Here is a 15614-nt window from a genome sequence, read left to right on the forward strand (position 1 = left end):
TCCGACAAAGGAGACCTGCATGACCAATCCGCTACTGGCGCCCTGGGACACGCCCTTCGGCCTGCCGCCCTATGACCGCATCGAAGACGATCACTGGATGCCCGCGGCGGAGGCGGTGATCGCCGAGGCGCGAGCCGCCGTCGAGGCGATCGCCGCCAACCCCGAGCCGCCCAGCTTCGACAACACCATCGCCGCGCTGGAGATGTCCGATGAGGGCATGGGCCGGGTGTTCGGCGCCTTCTACGCGGTAGCCGGCGCCGACAGCACGCCGGCGCGCCAGTCGCTCCAACGTGATTTCGCCCCGATGCTCTCGGCCCATACGTCATGGGTGATCGGTAACCGCGCACTGTTCGAGCGGATCGATACGCTCTGGCAATCGCGCGAGACGCTCGAGCTCGACCGGGAAGCGGCGCGGGTGCTGATGCTGACGCATCGCCGCTTCGTGCGGGCCGGGGCGCGGCTCGAAGGCGCGCAGGCGGAGCGCATGGCCGAGATCCGCGCCCGGCTCTCGGTGCTGGGCACCGAGTTCTCGCAGAACCTGCTCGCGGACGAGGCGGGCTGGACCATGCCGTTGTCGCCCGAAGCGCTGGCGCCGCTGCCCGCCGGTCTGCGGTCGGCCGCGAAATCCGCCGGTGGCGAGAACGGGCCGGTCATCACCCTGTCGCGTTCGCTGGTGGTGCCGTTCCTGCAATATTCGCCGGACCGGGTGCTGCGGAAGAAAGCCTTCGAGGCGTGGACCGCGCGGGGCATGAATGGCGGCAAAACCGACAACCGCGCCATCGCCGCGGAAACGCTGAAGCTGCGCGAGGAACGCGCGAAGCTTCTGGGCCACGATGACTACGCCGCGTGGAAGCTCGAAACCGAGATGGCGGGGGATCCGCAATCCGTGCGCGAGCTTCTGCACGCGGTCTGGGAGCCGGCGCGCGCGGCGGCCGAGGCCGACGCCGCGATCTACGAGGAGATGCTGCGTGCCGACGGGCATGAGGGGCCGCTGGAGCCTTGGGACTGGCGCTACTATGCCGAGGCTCGCCGCCGGGCCGAACACGAGATCGATGACGGCACGCTCAAGCCCTATCTCCAGCTCGACCGGATGATCGAGGCCGCCTTTTCCGTGGCGCAGCGCCTGTTCGGGATCGAGGCGCGCGAGATCGAGGCACCGCTCTACCACCCGGACGCCCGCGCCTTCGAGATCACCCGGGACGGCAAGCACCTTGCCGTCTTCATCGGCGACTGGTTCGCCCGGCCGTCCAAGCGCTCCGGTGCGTGGTGCACGACGATGCGCCAGCAGCACCGCATGGGCGGGCAGGAGGTGCGGCCGCTGGTCCTCAACGTGTGCAACTTCGCGAAGCCAGACCAGGGCGAACCGGCGCTGCTCTCCTTCGACGATGCGCGCACCCTCTTCCACGAGTTCGGTCACGCGCTGCACCAGATGCTGTCCGACGTGACATGGGAGAGCATCTCGGGCACCTCGGTGGCGCGCGATTTCGTCGAACTGCCGAGCCAGCTTTTCGAGCATTGGCTCGAAGTGCCGCAGGTGCTGCGCGAATTCGCCACCCATGCCGAGACCGGCGCGCCGATGCCCGAGGCGCTGATGGAAAAGATGCTGGCGGCGGCGAATTTCGACCAAGGCTTTGCCACGGTCGAACAGACGGCCTCGGCCATCGTCGATCTCGAGTTTCATTGCGGCCCGGCCCCCGCCGACCCGATGCAGCGACAGGCGGAACTGCTGGAGGAGATCCGCATGCCCCGCGCCATCGCGATGCGCCACGCCACGCCGCATTTCGCGCATGTCTTCTCGGGCGACGGCTATGCGGCGGGCTATTACAGCTACCTGTGGTCCGAGATGATGGATGCGGACGCCTTCGAAGCGTTCCGCGAGACCGGCGATCCCTTCGATCCCGATACCGCGCGCAGGCTCGAGGCGCATGTGCTGTCACGCGGCGGCTCCGAGGAGGCCGGGGTGCTCTACGAGCGGTTCCGGGGCGCGACGCCGAGCGTCGAGGCCCTCTTGAAGGGGCGGGGACTGGCGGCCTGAGCTGACGCGAGGGGAAGGCCGGAGCGGGACGGGGCGGGGAACTGCGCTCCGCCCGACCCGTTGAGTCGGCAACACGGACCAAGAAAGGAACGCCCAAGATGAAACTCTTCACCGCAAGCGCCCTCGCCCTTTCCGTCGCCGCCACCGGCGCGCTGGCCGAAAGCCACGTCATGACCGAGACCCCGGCGATGACGAGCGCCGACCTGTCGGGCATGCAGGGGGATCTGATCCGGACCCGCGACATCACCGGCGGGGCGATCTACACCATCAACGAGGCCGACGACGAAGGCTGGGACGGCGTCAGCGCCTATGACGAGCTTGGCGCGGACTGGAACGAGATCGGCGAGATCGAGGACGTGGTCCTGTCGAGCGACGGCCAGATGGTCGGCGTGGTGGCCGAGGTCGGCGGCTTTCTCGACATCGCGGACAAGCACGTGATGCTGGCCACCGGCGATGTCCGCCTCGTCGCCGTCGACGATGCGACCTATGCGATCGTGACCCGCCTGAGCGAAGAGGAACTGGAAGCGCTCGAAGGCGTGGATGAAGGCTTCTGGGACTGAGCGTCCCGGTAGTGCCCGAAGGGCCATGAAGGGGGGCGCGGTTTTCCGCGCCCCTTTTTCGTGGCCACGCGGATCAGACCGCCTTGCGATGCGCCTCGGCGGCTTCGAAGATGTGGTGCATCTCGTCGGCGAGGGCACCCTCGATCGACAGGCCTTCGCCGGGCACCGCGCCCGGGTCCTCTTCGTCGGCGATCATGTGGCTGCGATCGCGGATGTAATCGCGCAACTCGTCGCCCGCCGGCCCCTCGAGCGCGGCGACCAGCCGGGCAAGCACCTTGCGCTGGGCCAGGAGACGGCCTTCGAGCGTATCTGGATTGGCGGACATGGGCGGCCTCCGGGTTTGGTTGATCCTGTTGGGCCAACGTTGGCTGAGGGTGGGACGTTCCCGGAACGCGCGCGTCAGCCAGGCGTTTCCTCCCCTGAGAACAAGGATCGGAGGCACGTCATGCGACACCACCGAAAGCGCGGGCCCGCGCTTTTGCCGACGCTGGCCCTTCTGGGCGGCGCGGTCTGGCTGGTCCGGCGCTATCGCAGCGAGATCCGCGAAGCGGCCGAGGCCGGGATGGACCGGATGCAGGCCAGCCGGGCCCGCCATCGAGGCTACGCCGCTTTCGCCCATGACGATGGCGGGCCGGTGCGGCAGGCCGGGCGCGAGGAAATGCGCGATCCGCCGCGGCGCTGGGACCTGCAGGACGAGACGGCGGACGAAAGCTTTCCGGCCTCGGACCCGCCATCGAGCTACTGACCTCAGACCGGGTCCTTGTGGATGATCACATCGGCCCGCGGGTATCGGGCGAGGATCTCATGCTTGAGCGCGGCGCCGATGGCATGCGCCTCTTGCAGGCTCTGCGTGCCGTCGAGCTCGATATGCAGATTCACGAAGACCCGGCCGCCGGAGCGGCGTGTGCGCAGGTCGTGATGGCCGTGTACGCCCGGAAAATCGCTGGCGATCGCCTCGATCCCGGCGACGGTTTCGGCATCCACCGCCCGGTCCATCAGCGCGTCCCAAGCGTCGCGTCCGATGATCAGCGCGCCGCGCGCCATCAGCAGCGCCGCGCCGATCGCGACGACCGGGTCGACCCAGCCCAGCCCGAAGCGTCGCGAGGCCCATAGCGCGCCGATCGCGCCGAGCGCGGGCACAAGATCACCGAGGTAATGCAGCGAATCCGCCGCCACCACGCGGTTGCCGGTGGCGCGGGCCACGTGGCGCTGCCAGCCGACTAGGGCCAGCGTCAGCCCGATCGACAGCGACATCACCGCGATGCCCGCCCCTTCCGCGGTGGGCATCGCGGGGGCGGGGTTGGCGAGGCGCTGCGCCCCGGCGCCGCCGATCAGCGCGGCCGAGGCGAGGATGAACAGGCATTGCCCCAGCGCCGCGAGGTCCTCGGCCGAGCCATGACCGAAGGCGTGGTCGTCGTCGGCCGGCCGCGCCGCATAGGCGATCGCCGCCAGCGCGCCCAGCGACATCGCCAGATCCAGCGCCGAATCGGCCAGCGTCGCGGCGACCGAGAGGGCGCCGGTCTGGAACAGCGCCCAGAGCTTGGCCGCGATCAGGATCAGGGCCACCGCAACGGAGGCGATCCCGGCCGAAAGGTTCAGCCGGTCGTCGTCGCGCTGCGCTGCCATGCGATCAGTCCCGGATCTCGTCCGGAGCGACGCCCCAGATCTGCGTCTTGGGCGCCCAGCCCTTGTAGCCGCCGGCGGTGAGGCGGCACCAGTCCGGTTCGCATTCGCCCAGCCGCGCCACCACGCCGGCCTCAAGTTGCGCCACCACCGTGGCGTTCTCCTGCGGCCGGCTGCGCAGGGGCAGCAGTTCGGCATCGACGATCACCGTGCGCACGCCGGACAGCATCGCGTAATGCATCCAGCCGCCCACCCCCTCGCGGTCGGTGACGCGGCGCCAGTGGCCGTATTCGGCGGTCACCTGCAGCGGCATGTCACGGCGCAGGAACACCCAGTCGATCCGGTGCGACAGTGACGGGCCGCGCCGGACATTGCCGCGATCGGTCGAAAGCGACACGAAGCGCGGCAGCGGCAGGTTGGTCTCGGGACCCCTCTCGGGCCCTTCCGGTACCGCGATCTCGCGCGGGGCGGCGGGCGAGGCGGGGGCGGGCGCCGGTTGGGGCGCCGCTGCCACGGTCTCCGACCGCTCGGGCCGGGGCTTGGGGCGGCTGCCCGGCACGTCCTGAGCCAGCACCGGCTGTGCCGCCAGAGCCAGCAGCAGCGTCACGATTGGTCCGAAATGCGTCATCCGCGCCCTGTCCGTCTGGTCCCGATGCCGAGGCCACTGGCCCGCAGAAGGCGCGTTCTTGCGTCGCGCGCCCGGTCCCGGCACTCTGTCATGAAGCCGGTTCGGGGAAAAGCGCAAGGGACGTTCGCATGTCGGAGAAGCGGCTTCGTGTGATCGCCACGCGACGCCTGCCCGAAGGGGTGGAGCGGCAACTCGCGGCACGGTTCGATTTCACGCCGGGACCGGCGGAGACGCCGCTCGGGGGCGAGGCGCTCGATGCGGCACTGCACGAGGCCGAAGTGCTGGTCACCACCCTTTCGGACCGGATCAGTGACACCTGTCTTGAGGCGGCGGGAGAGCGGCTGCGGCTTCTGGCCAATTTCGGCGCGGGCGTCGATCATATCGACGTCGCGGCCGCGGCGCGGCATGGTATCGCCGTGACCAACACCCCCGATGTCGCCACCGAGGACACCGCCGATGTGACCATGGTGCTGATCCTCGCGGTGACGCGCCGGTTGCCGGAGGCCTTCGCGCTGCTACAATCGGGCGAATGGGACGGCTGGTCGCCGGACCTGCTCTTGGGTGGCCGGATCGCCGGTCGCAACCTGGCGATTCTCGGCATGGGCCGGATCGGTCAGGCGGTGGCTCGCCGCGCCGCCGCCTTCGGCATGACGATCGGCTATCACAACCGCAACCGGCTGCCGATGGAGGTCGAGGAAGCCCTCGGCGCGCGCTGGTGGTCCAGCCTCGACCAAATGATCGCGCAGGCCGACGTGCTGTCGATCAACTGCCCGCACACCCCGGCCACCTACCATCTGGTCAATGCGCGCCGGATCGCGCTGATGAAGCCCGGCGCGGTCGTGGTGAACACGTCACGCGGCGAGGTGATCGACGAGAATGCCCTGACTCGGGCGCTGCGCGCGGGCGAAATCGGCGGCGCCGGGCTCGACGTGTTCGAGAAGCGCCGCGAGATCAACCCGCGGCTGCGGGCGCTGCCCAACGTGGTGCTGCTTCCGCATATGGGCTCGGCCACGGTGGAGGGGCGCCTGGCGATGGGCGAGCGGGTGATCGCCAACATCGCGGCACTGGCGGAAGGGGCTCCGCTTCCCGATCTCGTGAGGCCGCAGGACGCCTGAGAAGGTTCATGTCATCGGAACCGAAAACGCGTCAGGCGCGTTGCACGGGCGACTGAAGCCAATGGGATTCATGTTTCAATGCGCAACTGGGCCATCGTATTCTTCGCGCTCGCGTTCCTGTCGGGGCTGGTCTGCCTCGGGTCGAACACGCCTGCGGATCTGAGCGTCGCGCGCACGCTGATGGTCCTGTTCGGTGTGCTGGCCGCCTATGCGGCGACCGCCCACAGGCTGCAGGCCCGGCTGCGCGAGCGGCCCGGCAGGGGCGGGCCGCTCAGGACCTGATCAGTTCGACATGCGCCGCACGAGACGCTGGCCTGGCAGGTCGCCGCCCAGTACCTGTTCGCGCGTATCACGCGCAAAGGCTGCCAGCAGATCGCGGTAATACCCGCCCGCCGAGTTGGTCACCGCGCCGACAAGCGCGCCGGTTCGGGTTTCGGCGGCCTCGCCCGCAAGGACCTGCACCGTGTAGCTGCCGCGCAGCGCCCCCGTCGGATCGATGACGCGCACCGCCCCCGAAAGCCGCGATTGATCGCGTCCCCGCGCCGTCGCGGTGCCACCGGCGAGATTGATTCGGGATATCTCGACCAGCATCCGCCATTGGCCGCCCCGGTCCAACCTGTCGGCGAACTCCCGGCTCAACGCGGCGTCGAGATCGGGCGCGATACGGCTCGTGTAGTCGCGGGCCGCACCGCTCTCGAAACCCGCGCCCTCGGCCGTGACCACGATGTCGGCGAGCTGCAACTCGCCGCGCGCCGCGCGCGACAGCGGGTTCGGATCGGGTGCGCCGCAGGCCGCGAGAAGCCCGGCGACGCCGAGGGCGATCAGGTGACGACGATGGAACATCGGTATCCTTTCAACGACATGTGTCAGCGGTATACCTCGTCCTCCGTCGGAAAGGCGCGTGACTTCACGTCCTCGGCGTAGCGCTTCACGGAATCCTCGATCATCGGACCGAGCTGGCCATAGACCTTCACGAATTTCGGGGTCCAAGGGTTCAGTCCCAGCATGTCCTCGAGCACGAGGATCTGGCCGTCGCATTCGGCCGATGCGCCGATGCCGATGGTCGGGATCTCCACCGCCTTGGTGATCTTCGCGGCCAGCGGCTCGACCATGCCCTCGAGCACCACGGCGAAGGCGCCGGCCTCGGCCACGGCACGGGCGTCCTCGAGATGCGCCTCCCAGGTCTCTTCGTCGCGGCCTTGGGTCTTGAAGCCGCCCATGACATGGCTCGACTGCGGCGTCAGGCCGATATGGGCCATCACCGGGATGCCGCGCTCCACGAGGAAACGGATCGTCTCGGCCATGCGGGCGCCGCCCTCGAGCTTCACGGCGCCGCACTGGGTTTCCTTCATCACCCGCGCGGCGTTGCGAAAGGCCATGGCGGGGCTTTCCTCGTAGCTGCCGAAGGGCATGTCGACGACGATCAGCGCCTTCTTGGTGCCGCGCACCACGGCACGGCCATGCATGATCATCAGGTCGAGCGAGACGCCGACCGTGCTTTCCATGCCGTGCATCACCATGCCGAGGCTGTCGCCCACGAGGATGAAATCCGCGTGGCGGTCGACGATCGCGGCGGTGTGCGCGTGGTATGAGGTGAGCGAGACGATCGGCTCGCCGCCCTTGCGGCGGGCGATCTGCGGGACCGTCGTGCGGCGGATCGTTTCGGTCTGGGTGCTCATGGGGCGATCTCCCTCTGATCGATCAAGAGGACCTCGCCGAACTGCGCCGAGATCATGATGGCTACGGGCTCCGACAAGGGCATGTCGGCGGATTGCGAAAGCGGTGCGAGGTCGCCGGGCCGCGCCAGGTCGAGCCCGGTCAGCGTCGCGCGCGGCTCGTCGGCGAGGCAGGCGCGGATCGCGGCCTCGATCTGCGCCGGGCTGGCGCGCTCGATGGCCATCCGCTCGGCCCGGTCGAGCGCGCGGTTCAGCACCACCGCCGCGGCCCGGTCCTCGGGCCCCAGCCGGACGTTGCGCGACGACATGGCGAGCCCGTCCGCCTCGCGCATGGTCGGCACGCCGACGATGTCGATGTTCATGTGCAGATCGCGCGCCATGCGGCGGATCACCTGAAGCTGCTGGTAGTCCTTTTCGCCGAAATAGGCGGCGTCGGGGCGGGTGATGTTGAACAGCTTGGTGACGACGGTGGCGACGCCCCGGAAATGGCCGGGCCGCACCGCCCCATGCAGCCGCACGGCGAGGTCTCGCGTCTCGACGATGGTCTCGTCGCCCTCGGGATAGATCTCGTCGGCGCGCGGGATCAGCACCGCGTCGCAGCCCGCCGCCTCCAGCATCGCCAGATCGGCTTCTTCTGTGCGCGGATAGGTCTCCAGGTCCTTCGGATCGCCGAACTGGGTCGGGTTCACGAAGATCGTCGCGACGACCCGGCCATGATCGCGTCTGGCCGCCTCGATCAGGCTCATATGGCCGGCATGCAGGGCGCCCATGGTGGTGACCAGGCCGATGCTCTGGCCCTCGGCGCGAAACCCCGCGACCGCGTCGCGGATGGCGGCGATGCTTCGGCAGATCTGCATGAGGTCCTCCCAGACGTTGCGCGCCTTTTACGGGGGCGCGGGGGGCTTCACAACCGGGCAGGCGAGGGCGCTCAGGCGCTGGGTGGCCAGGCCTTGGGGAAGGCCGCGGGCAGGGGCCCCTGCTCGAGCAGCTCGGCATAGCTCGCGATCGAATGCCCCTCCTCGACATCGCTCACCGGTGGGCTCAGCCAGTGCACCGAGCCGATATGGCGAAAGCCGAAGAAGCGCGGTGGCAGGTGGCACAGCGTGTCGTCGGTGCGGCAGATGTTGAGCACGAAGCCCTCGCGGCCGAAATGCGCACGCCCGAGATGCGTGCGCGGGCTGCCGAAGGAAAGGCTCGGCACCCCGAGCGAGGCGCCGACGATCTGCGCCGAGGCTCCGCCAAGGGAATGACCGATGATGAAGGCAGGTTTCTGCGGCTTGGCGAAGGCGTAGACGATCTGCGCGTGTTCGAGGAATCCCGCGTGCCAGATCGCGCCGCTGTCGCCCGCCGCCATGCGGAAGCCATGCGCATCGGGGGCGCGGTCATGGATGAAGTCGAAGTTGAACTCGAACCAGTCCGAGAATTCGTTGGTCCCGGCGATGTAGAGGATGCCGCGTTTCAGCATCGCCGCCTGCACGCCGCGCAGGTCGATGGTTTCGACGACGTCGGGCCCGTCCAGCCCCCCATCCATCCGGTCGATGATCCGCGCCGCCTCGGCGACATCGAGCGTCTTCATGGCTGCTCCCGGGACTATGCGCAGAGGGTGGCGTCATTGGACGTCATGCTTGCCGCGCCTGTCCAGAGTTTCCGCGCCTCCGCGCCGCTCTTGTCGCATTCGGCGCGCGAGAGGTCGCCGGGCTTCGGGCCGTTTCGCGGATTCGCGCGATGGTGCGGGCAAGGCCAGCCCCGGAGTGCGCGCGATGAAGACCCATGTGAAAGCCCTTGTCGTCGGCGGTGGCGCCGTCGGCACCTCGATCGCCTATCACCTCGCGAAAGCCGGGTGGGATGAGGTGATGCTTCTCGAGCGCGACGAGCTGACCTCGGGCTCGACATGGCACGCGGCCGGGCTGCTGCCTTATTTCAACATGTCCTACGCGACGACCTGGATCCACGACCATTCGATCAAGCTCTACAAGACACTGGAGCAGGAGACCGGGCTCGACGCCGGGTTCTTCGTGGTCGGCAATTTGCGCATGGCGCAGTCGAAGGCGCGCATGGATGAATACATGCTCTATGCCTCGACCGCCGAGACGGTGGGCGTGCCGTTCGAATGGATGACGCCCGCGCAGATCAAGGAGCGCTGGCCGCTGGTGCGCACCGAGGACCTCGAAGGCGCGATCTTCCATCCGACCGACGGCTACATAAACCCCGCCGACGTCACCATGGCGATGGCCAAGGGCGCGCGGCAGAGGGGTGTCACGATCGAGCGCAAATGGCAGGTCGACGGCTACGACTGGACCGGCTCCGAATGGCGCGTGACCGTCACCAAGATGGTCGAGAAGGGCGGCAACCTCGTGCCCTCCGACGAGCAGGCCGTCATCACCGCCGAGCATGTCGTCACCGCCACCGGCAACCACGCGCAGCGCACCGCGCGCCTGCTCGGCATCAAGATCCCGGCGATCCCGGTCGAGCACCAGTTCATCGTCACCGAGCCCGACCCGGCCCTGGTCGAATGGCGCAAGGACAACCCGCAGCACCCGGTGCTGCGCGACGCCGACGCCAAGTGGTACGTGCGCGAGGAACGCGGTGGCTGGATCCTCGGGCCTTACGAGCGCGGCGCCCCCGCGCGCTTCCCCTACGGCGTGCCCGACAGCTTCCGTGCCGACCTGTTCCCGCTCGATCTCGACCGGATCGAGGAGGAATACATGTCGATGATTCATCGTATCCCGTCCTCGGAGACGGTGGGGCTCAAGGACGATTTCAACGGCCCGATCTGCTACACGCCCGACGGCAACCCGCTGATCGGCCCGGCGCCGGGCCTGCGCAACATGTGGCTGGCCGAGGGCTTTTCCTTCGGTATCACGGCGGCTGGCGGGGCGGGGCACTACCTCGCGCAGATGATGGTCGAGGGCGAGGCCGAGATCGACATGGCGTCGCTCGACCCCAAGCGGTTCGGGTCTTGGATGACGACCGACTATGCCGTGGCCAAGAACGAGGAGGCCTATGAGCACGTCTACATCCTGCACCACCCCGACGAGGAGCGCCCGGCGGCGCGACCGCTGCGCACCTCGCCCGCCTATGACCGGCAGAAGAAGGCAGGCGCGCAGTTCGGGCAGGTGAACGGCTGGGAACGGCCGAATTATTATGGCCCCGCCGATGCGCCCGAGGGCTTCGACCACGACGCCCGCTCGTTCCGGCGGGGCGGCTGGTGGGAATACGCGGCAAGCGAGGCGAAGGCGATCCGCGAAGGCGTCGGGCTGATCGACGCCACGGCGTTTGCCAAGCACGAGGTGAAGGGGCCGGGCGCGGCGGCCTTCCTCGACTGGTTCACCACCAACAAGCTGCCGAAGGTCGGCCGCATCAACCTCACCTACGCGCTGACGGATGCCGGCACCACGCGCACCGAATACACCATCGTGCGGCTGGCCGAGGACCGGTTCTACCTCGTCTCGGCCGGGGTCTGGGCGGCCTATGACGGCGATTTCCTACGAAAGGCCGTGGAGGACAAGGAGGCCGAGTTCGGCCGGATCGACGTGCAGGACGTGACCACGCAATGGGGCGTCTTCGCCATCGCGGGCCCCCGTTCGCGCGAGGTGCTGAACCGGCTGGTGCGCGACGCCGACCCCGCGACGGTGCTGTCGAACAAGCGGTTCCCATGGCTGTCGTGCCGCGAGATCGAACTGGGCATGGTGCCGGTGCGGGCGCTGCGCGTCGCCTATACCGGTGAGCTGGGCTGGGAGTTGCACCATCCGATCGAGATGCAGACCCACCTGTGGGACAGGCTGGTGGAGGCGGGCGCGCCTTCGGGAATGAAACTGGTGGGCGCGCGGGCGCAGAACTGGCTCCGGCAGGAGAAGTCCTACCGCGCCTTCGGCACCGAGCTGGGCCGGGATGCTACGCCGCTCGAGGCCGGTCTCGACCGCTTCGTCGACCTGTCCAAGGAGTTCCACGGCAAGGCGGCGATGGAGGGTATCGGCATCCGCTCGAAATGCGTGACGCTGTTGATCGACGGGCCGCAGGACGCCGATCCGTGGGGCCGCGAGGCGCTCTATGCGGGTGGTGAGAAGGTCGGGCGGCTGACCTCGGGCGGTTGGTCGGCGGCCTTCGGGAAGTCCATCGGCATGGGCTATGTGCGCCCGGATCTGGCGGCGCCGGGGACGAAGCTCAAGCTCAGGATGTTCCGCGAGTTGTGGGATGCCGAAGTCTGCGAGGACAGCCCCTACGATCCCGCCAACGCTACGATCCGCGCCGACGGCTAGATCGCGGTGCGCCCGTCCTACCGGGCGGGCGCACCCCCCCGGCAGGCGCGCTCCAGCGCCGCGAGGTCGAGCTTCACCATCTCCATCATCGCCGCCATCAGCCGTTTCGACTGGTCTTCATCCGCCTCCCGCAGCATCGCCTCGAAAGGCTCGGGCACCAGTTGCCAGCGCAGACCGTAGCGATCCTTGAGCCAGCCGCACTGCATCTCCTCCCCGCCATCCGCCAGCAGGGCCGCCCAGAGCCGGTCCAGCCCGGCCTGATCGGGGCAGGGGACCGAGAGCGAGACCGATTCGTTGAAGGTGGCGTAGGGCCCGCCGTTCAGCGCCTGCATCTCCTGACCGTCGAGGCTGAACTCGACGAGGATGACGTCGCCGGCGCGGCCGCCGGGCCAGTCCATGGCACTGGTGTTGCGCGCGGTGATCTCCGAGTTCGGAAAGACCGAGACATAGAACTCGGCGGCCTCCTCTGCCTGCCCGTCGAACCATAGGCAGGGTCTGATCCTTGGCATGTCGCGTCCTCCCTTGCGCTGGCGCCATGCTACACGGGGGGCGGATCATGCGCGAACACGAAAAGGCCCGCCACGGGGGCGGGCCTTCGAGTTGTCGCTGGAGGCAGGTTACTGCGGGATGTCGCCCTCGATCCCCTCGACGTAGAAGTTCATGCCGAGCAGCGTCTCGTCATCGGCCACCTCGCCCTCGGCCAGCCATTCCGAGCCGTCCTGCTTGTTGATCGGGCCGGTGAAGGGGTGGGTCTCGCCGGCGGCGATCGCATCCTTGAGCGCCAGCGCGGCCTCCTTCACCTCGGCCGGCACGGCCTCGGTGATCTCACCGATCTCCACCATGCCGCTGTCGATGCCGCCCCAGGTATCGGTCGACTCCCAGCTGCCGTCGATCACCGCGCCGACCCGGTCGACGTAATACTGGTTCCAGTTGTCGATGATCGAGCTGACCCGCGGCTCGGGCGCGTAGTCGAGCATGTCGGAGGCCTGGCCGAAGGTGATGACGTCGCCCGCCTCCTGCGCCGCAGCTTGCGGCGCCGTGGAATCGGTGTGCTGCAGGATCACGTCGGCGCCGGCGTCGATCAGCGCCTTGGCGGCCTCGGCCTCTTTCGCCGGGTCGAACCATGTGTAGGCCCAGACCACGCGGAACTCGACCTCGGGGTTGACCTTCTTGGCCTGGATGTAGGCGGCGTTGATGCCGCGGATCACCTCGGGGATCGGGTAGGAGCCGATATAGCCGATGATGTTGCTCTCGGTCATCTCACCGGCGATCAGGCCCTGCACGGCGCGGCCCTCGTAGAAGCGGGCCGAGTAGGTCGAGACGTTGTCGGCGCGCTGATAGCCGGTGGCGTGCTCGAACTTCACGTCCGGGAACTTCGCCGCGACGTTCATCGTCGGCTCCATGAAGCCGAAGGAAGTGGTGAAGATCAGGTCCGCTCCCTGCAGCGCCATCTGCGTCAGCACGCGCTCGGCGTCGGGGCCCTCGGGGACGCTTTCGACATAGACCGTCTCGACCTTGTCGCCGTACTCTTCCTCGACCGCGAGGCGGCCCTGGTCGTGCTGGTAGGACCAGCCCAGATCGCCGATCGGGCCGACATAGATGAAGCCAACCTTGGTCTTGTCGTCCTGCGCCATCGCCCCGGTGGCGAGGCCCATGGCGGCGGTGGCACCCAGAAGCACTGTCTTGAAGGTCATGTCGTTGTTCCCTGTTGGTGGATCTTCCGCCTCAGCTCGAGGCGTGGAAGCTGCGGCCGAGCGAGCCGGGGGCGCGCCCCGCCCGCAGGATGACGAGAACGAGGATGGTCGCCAAGTAGGGCGCCATCTGCAGGTATTCGATCGGGATCTGCACGCCGCCCGAGGCCTGCAGCGCCAGTTGCAGCGCCGTGGCACCGCCGAACAGCCAGGCGCCCAGCACCAGCCGACCCGGTCGCCAGCTGGCGAAGACGACGATGGCGAGCGCGATCCAGCCGGCGCCGGCGGTCATCCCTTCGGTCCATTGCGGCACGCGCACGAGGCTGAGATAGGCGCCGCCCAGCCCCGCGCAGGCGCCGCCGAAGGCGATGGCCAAAAGCCGCACCCGCACCACCTTGTAGCCGAGCGCATGCGCCGCGTCGTGGTTCTCGCCTACCGCGCGCAGCACCCGGCCGGCACGGGTCCGGTTGAGAAACAGCCAGACGCCGAGCACGATGAAGAGCGCGATGTAGACCATGGCGTCGTGGCGAAACAGCACCGGGCCGAAAAAGGGAATGTCGCGCAGCACCGGCAGGTAGAGATCCGGCACCACCGGACCCTTCACGCCGATATAACCCTGTCCCAGAAGCGCCGAGAGGCCGAGGCCGAACAGCGTCAGCGCAAGGCCGGTCGCCACCTGGTTCGACAGGAACAGCTGGGTGAGCACGCCGAAGACCATCGACAGCAGCGCCGCGCCCAAGGCCGCCCCCGCGAAGCCGAGCCAGGGCGAGCCGGTCGAGGTCGCGGCGATGAAGCCGCAGACCGCGCCGGTGATCATCATCCCCTCGACGCCGAGGTTGAGCACGCCGGCGCGTTCGACCACCAGCTCGCCGATCGCGGCGAGCAGGATCGGGGTGGAGACGATGATGATCGCCGAGAGCAGCAGGATCGGGTCGATATTGCTCATGCCGCCACCCTCCGGCCGAAACGGATGCTGAAATTGGTCAGAAGATCGACCGCCAGCAGGAAGAACAGCAGCATGCCCTGGAACATCTGGATCGCGGCCAGCGGCAGGTTCATCTGCAGCTGCGCCAGCTCGCCGCCGATATAGGTGAGCGCCATCAGCAGCCCGGCCAGCAGGATGCCGATCGGGTTCAGCCGCCCGAGGAAGGCCACGATGATCGCGGTGAAGCCGTAGCCCACGTTGAAGTCGATGCTGAGCCGACCCGCGGGACCGGCCACCTCGAACATCCCCGCAAGCCCGGCAAGCCCGCCGGAGATGCCCATGCAGACCACGACGAGCCAGCCCGGATTGACGCCGCCGAAGACGGCGGCGCGTGGGCTCTGCCCGGCGAGGCGGACCCTGAAGCCGAGCTGGTGGCGGGTCATCACCACCTGGCCCACGATCACCGCGGCAAAGGCCAGCGCCACGCCCCAGTGCAGCCCGGTGCCCGGGATCAGGTCGAGATTGGCGGCGGAGGGGTATTGCGCGAGGTTGCGTGAGCCGGGAAAGCCCATGCCCTCGGGGTTGCGAAGCAGCCCCAGCGACATCGAGGCCAGCAGCGCTTCGGCGACATAGACCAGCATCAGCGAGACCAGCACCTCGTTGGTGCCGAAGCGGACCTTCAGCAGCGCCGGGATCATCGCCCAGAGCAGCCCGCCCAGCGCGCCCGCGACGATCATCGCGGGAAACACGATCCACGTTTCGGCGGGATAGATGGCAAGGCCGGTGGCGGCGGCGCAGATCGCCCCGAGGATGTATTGCCCCTCGGCGCCGATGTTCCAGATCCCAGCCCGGAAGCCCAGGGAGAGGCCGATGGCGATGAGGATCAGCGGCCCCGCCTTCACGAGGAGCTGGGGCCGCGAATAGGAGGCGAAATCCCCGAAGAGCGGGTCCCAGAAGATGGTGCGGATCGCCTCGACCGGGTCCTTGCCCAGGAGCGCGAACATCAGCCCGCCCGCCACCATGGTCAGCGCCACGGCAACGAAGGGCGTGGCGATCGTCCAGGCGTGGGACGGTTCGGGGCGGCGGTCGAGCCGGATCACAC

General features: G+C 68.6%; 17 protein-coding genes. 6 read left to right on the top strand and 11 right to left on the bottom strand.

Annotated elements, in window-relative coordinates:
* The first annotated feature begins 19 nt into the window (after positions 1–19).
* Entirely contained in the window at positions 20–2035 is a 2016-nt protein-coding gene (locus ACRAQ3_RS02085; RefSeq protein ID WP_432255486.1) for a M3 family metallopeptidase, read from the top strand.
* Positions 2036–2133: 98 nt separating this feature from the next.
* Positions 2134–2595, top strand: coding sequence for a PRC-barrel domain-containing protein (locus ACRAQ3_RS02090; RefSeq protein WP_432255487.1), 462 nt, complete (start codon positions 2134–2136; stop codon positions 2593–2595).
* 73 nt (positions 2596–2668) lie between these two features.
* Here the strand turns inward: ACRAQ3_RS02090 and ACRAQ3_RS02095 are convergent, their stop codons facing one another.
* Positions 2669–2920: a hypothetical protein gene (locus tag ACRAQ3_RS02095; RefSeq protein ID WP_269397740.1), complete on the bottom strand. Its 252-nt coding sequence runs from the start codon at positions 2918–2920 to the stop codon at positions 2669–2671.
* A gap of 120 nt (positions 2921–3040) precedes the next feature.
* Here ACRAQ3_RS02095 and ACRAQ3_RS02100 point away from each other — a divergent pair, with 120 nt between their 5' ends.
* Complete coding sequence (locus ACRAQ3_RS02100) at positions 3041–3340, top strand: hypothetical protein (protein WP_432255488.1); 300 nt, start codon at positions 3041–3043, stop codon at positions 3338–3340.
* Positions 3341–3342: 2 nt separating this feature from the next.
* Here the strand turns inward: ACRAQ3_RS02100 and ACRAQ3_RS02105 are convergent, their stop codons facing one another.
* Both ACRAQ3_RS02105 and ACRAQ3_RS02110 read right to left on the bottom strand, forming a co-directional pair.
* On the bottom strand, positions 3343–4221 hold the full coding sequence (locus ACRAQ3_RS02105; RefSeq protein ID WP_269397742.1) for a cation diffusion facilitator family transporter: 879 nt from the start codon (positions 4219–4221) through the stop codon (positions 3343–3345).
* Positions 4222–4225: 4 nt separating this feature from the next.
* Complete coding sequence (locus tag ACRAQ3_RS02110) at positions 4226–4846, bottom strand: SH3 domain-containing protein (protein ID WP_269397743.1); 621 nt, start codon at positions 4844–4846, stop codon at positions 4226–4228.
* A 128-nt stretch (positions 4847–4974) separates the two neighbouring features.
* On the opposite strand from ACRAQ3_RS02110, the gene ACRAQ3_RS02115 reads away from it, so the two are divergent.
* Positions 4975–5961, top strand: a complete 987-nt coding sequence (locus ACRAQ3_RS02115; protein ID WP_269397744.1) for a 2-hydroxyacid dehydrogenase — start codon at positions 4975–4977, stop codon at positions 5959–5961.
* A gap of 78 nt (positions 5962–6039) precedes the next feature.
* Positions 6040–6243, top strand: a complete 204-nt coding sequence (locus ACRAQ3_RS02120) for a hypothetical protein (protein WP_269397745.1) — start codon at positions 6040–6042, stop codon at positions 6241–6243.
* Here ACRAQ3_RS02120 and ACRAQ3_RS02125 read toward each other — a convergent pair whose 3' ends face one another.
* From ACRAQ3_RS02125 to ACRAQ3_RS02140, 4 genes are all read right to left on the bottom strand, one after another.
* A complete protein-coding gene (locus ACRAQ3_RS02125) occupies positions 6244–6804 on the bottom strand; it encodes a hypothetical protein (RefSeq protein WP_432255489.1) in 561 nt (186 codons plus the stop codon). It abuts the gene before it with no gap.
* Positions 6805–6827: 23 nt separating this feature from the next.
* On the bottom strand, positions 6828–7640 hold the full coding sequence (gene panB / locus ACRAQ3_RS02130; protein ID WP_269397747.1) for a 3-methyl-2-oxobutanoate hydroxymethyltransferase: 813 nt from the start codon (positions 7638–7640) through the stop codon (positions 6828–6830).
* Entirely contained in the window at positions 7637–8494 is an 858-nt protein-coding gene (gene panC, locus ACRAQ3_RS02135) for a pantoate--beta-alanine ligase (protein ID WP_269397748.1), read from the bottom strand. Before panC ends, panB begins: the two co-directional genes overlap by 4 nt.
* Before the next feature lie 71 nt (positions 8495–8565).
* The gene (locus tag ACRAQ3_RS02140; protein ID WP_432255490.1) at positions 8566–9213 is read right to left on the bottom strand and encodes a hypothetical protein; all 648 of its coding nucleotides are present in this window, start codon (positions 9211–9213) and stop codon (positions 8566–8568) included.
* 184 nt (positions 9214–9397) lie between these two features.
* Here ACRAQ3_RS02140 and ACRAQ3_RS02145 point away from each other — a divergent pair, with 184 nt between their 5' ends.
* On the top strand, positions 9398–11896 hold the full coding sequence (locus tag ACRAQ3_RS02145; protein ID WP_432255491.1) for a GcvT family protein: 2499 nt from the start codon (positions 9398–9400) through the stop codon (positions 11894–11896).
* Between the two features lie 17 nt (positions 11897–11913).
* Here ACRAQ3_RS02145 and ACRAQ3_RS02150 read toward each other — a convergent pair whose 3' ends face one another.
* From ACRAQ3_RS02150 to ACRAQ3_RS02165, 4 genes are all read right to left on the bottom strand, one after another.
* Positions 11914–12405: a VOC family protein gene (locus ACRAQ3_RS02150; protein WP_432255492.1), complete on the bottom strand. Its 492-nt coding sequence runs from the start codon at positions 12403–12405 to the stop codon at positions 11914–11916.
* Positions 12406–12513: 108 nt separating this feature from the next.
* Entirely contained in the window at positions 12514–13590 is a 1077-nt protein-coding gene (locus ACRAQ3_RS02155; RefSeq protein WP_432255493.1) for a BMP family ABC transporter substrate-binding protein, read from the bottom strand.
* Between the two features lie 31 nt (positions 13591–13621).
* On the bottom strand, positions 13622–14533 hold the full coding sequence (locus ACRAQ3_RS02160) for an ABC transporter permease (RefSeq protein WP_432255494.1): 912 nt from the start codon (positions 14531–14533) through the stop codon (positions 13622–13624).
* On the bottom strand, positions 14530–15612 hold the full coding sequence (locus ACRAQ3_RS02165) for an ABC transporter permease (RefSeq protein ID WP_432255495.1): 1083 nt from the start codon (positions 15610–15612) through the stop codon (positions 14530–14532). The genes ACRAQ3_RS02160 and ACRAQ3_RS02165 overlap by 4 nt, the downstream gene beginning before the upstream one ends.
* Between the last annotated feature and the right edge of the window lie 2 nt (positions 15613–15614).

Origin of the sequence: Limimaricola sp. AA108-03 (genome assembly GCF_050847355.1) — a bacterium.
GTDB lineage: Bacteria > Pseudomonadota > Alphaproteobacteria > Rhodobacterales > Rhodobacteraceae > Limimaricola.

Coding starts and splice junctions, on each gene's coding strand:
- ACRAQ3_RS02155 (WP_432255493.1), bottom strand. CDS start 13,590: ATGACCTTCAAGACAGTGCTTCTGGGTGCCACCGCCGCCATGGGCCTC.
- ACRAQ3_RS02160 (WP_432255494.1), bottom strand. CDS start 14,533: ATGAGCAATATCGACCCGATCCTGCTGCTCTCGGCGATCATCATCGTC.
- ACRAQ3_RS02085 (WP_432255486.1), top strand. CDS start 20: ATGACCAATCCGCTACTGGCGCCCTGGGACACGCCCTTCGGCCTGCCG.
- ACRAQ3_RS02100 (WP_432255488.1), top strand. CDS start 3,041: ATGCGACACCACCGAAAGCGCGGGCCCGCGCTTTTGCCGACGCTGGCC.
- ACRAQ3_RS02150 (WP_432255492.1), bottom strand. CDS start 12,405: ATGCCAAGGATCAGACCCTGCCTATGGTTCGACGGGCAGGCAGAGGAG.
- ACRAQ3_RS02110 (WP_269397743.1), bottom strand. CDS start 4,846: ATGACGCATTTCGGACCAATCGTGACGCTGCTGCTGGCTCTGGCGGCA.
- ACRAQ3_RS02105 (WP_269397742.1), bottom strand. CDS start 4,221: ATGGCAGCGCAGCGCGACGACGACCGGCTGAACCTTTCGGCCGGGATC.
- ACRAQ3_RS02145 (WP_432255491.1), top strand. CDS start 9,398: ATGAAGACCCATGTGAAAGCCCTTGTCGTCGGCGGTGGCGCCGTCGGC.
- ACRAQ3_RS02090 (WP_432255487.1), top strand. CDS start 2,134: ATGAAACTCTTCACCGCAAGCGCCCTCGCCCTTTCCGTCGCCGCCACC.
- panB (WP_269397747.1), bottom strand. CDS start 7,640: ATGAGCACCCAGACCGAAACGATCCGCCGCACGACGGTCCCGCAGATC.
- ACRAQ3_RS02095 (WP_269397740.1), bottom strand. CDS start 2,920: ATGTCCGCCAATCCAGATACGCTCGAAGGCCGTCTCCTGGCCCAGCGC.
- ACRAQ3_RS02125 (WP_432255489.1), bottom strand. CDS start 6,804: ATGTTCCATCGTCGTCACCTGATCGCCCTCGGCGTCGCCGGGCTTCTC.
- ACRAQ3_RS02115 (WP_269397744.1), top strand. CDS start 4,975: ATGTCGGAGAAGCGGCTTCGTGTGATCGCCACGCGACGCCTGCCCGAA.
- ACRAQ3_RS02120 (WP_269397745.1), top strand. CDS start 6,040: ATGCGCAACTGGGCCATCGTATTCTTCGCGCTCGCGTTCCTGTCGGGG.
- panC (WP_269397748.1), bottom strand. CDS start 8,494: ATGCAGATCTGCCGAAGCATCGCCGCCATCCGCGACGCGGTCGCGGGG.
- ACRAQ3_RS02140 (WP_432255490.1), bottom strand. CDS start 9,213: ATGAAGACGCTCGATGTCGCCGAGGCGGCGCGGATCATCGACCGGATG.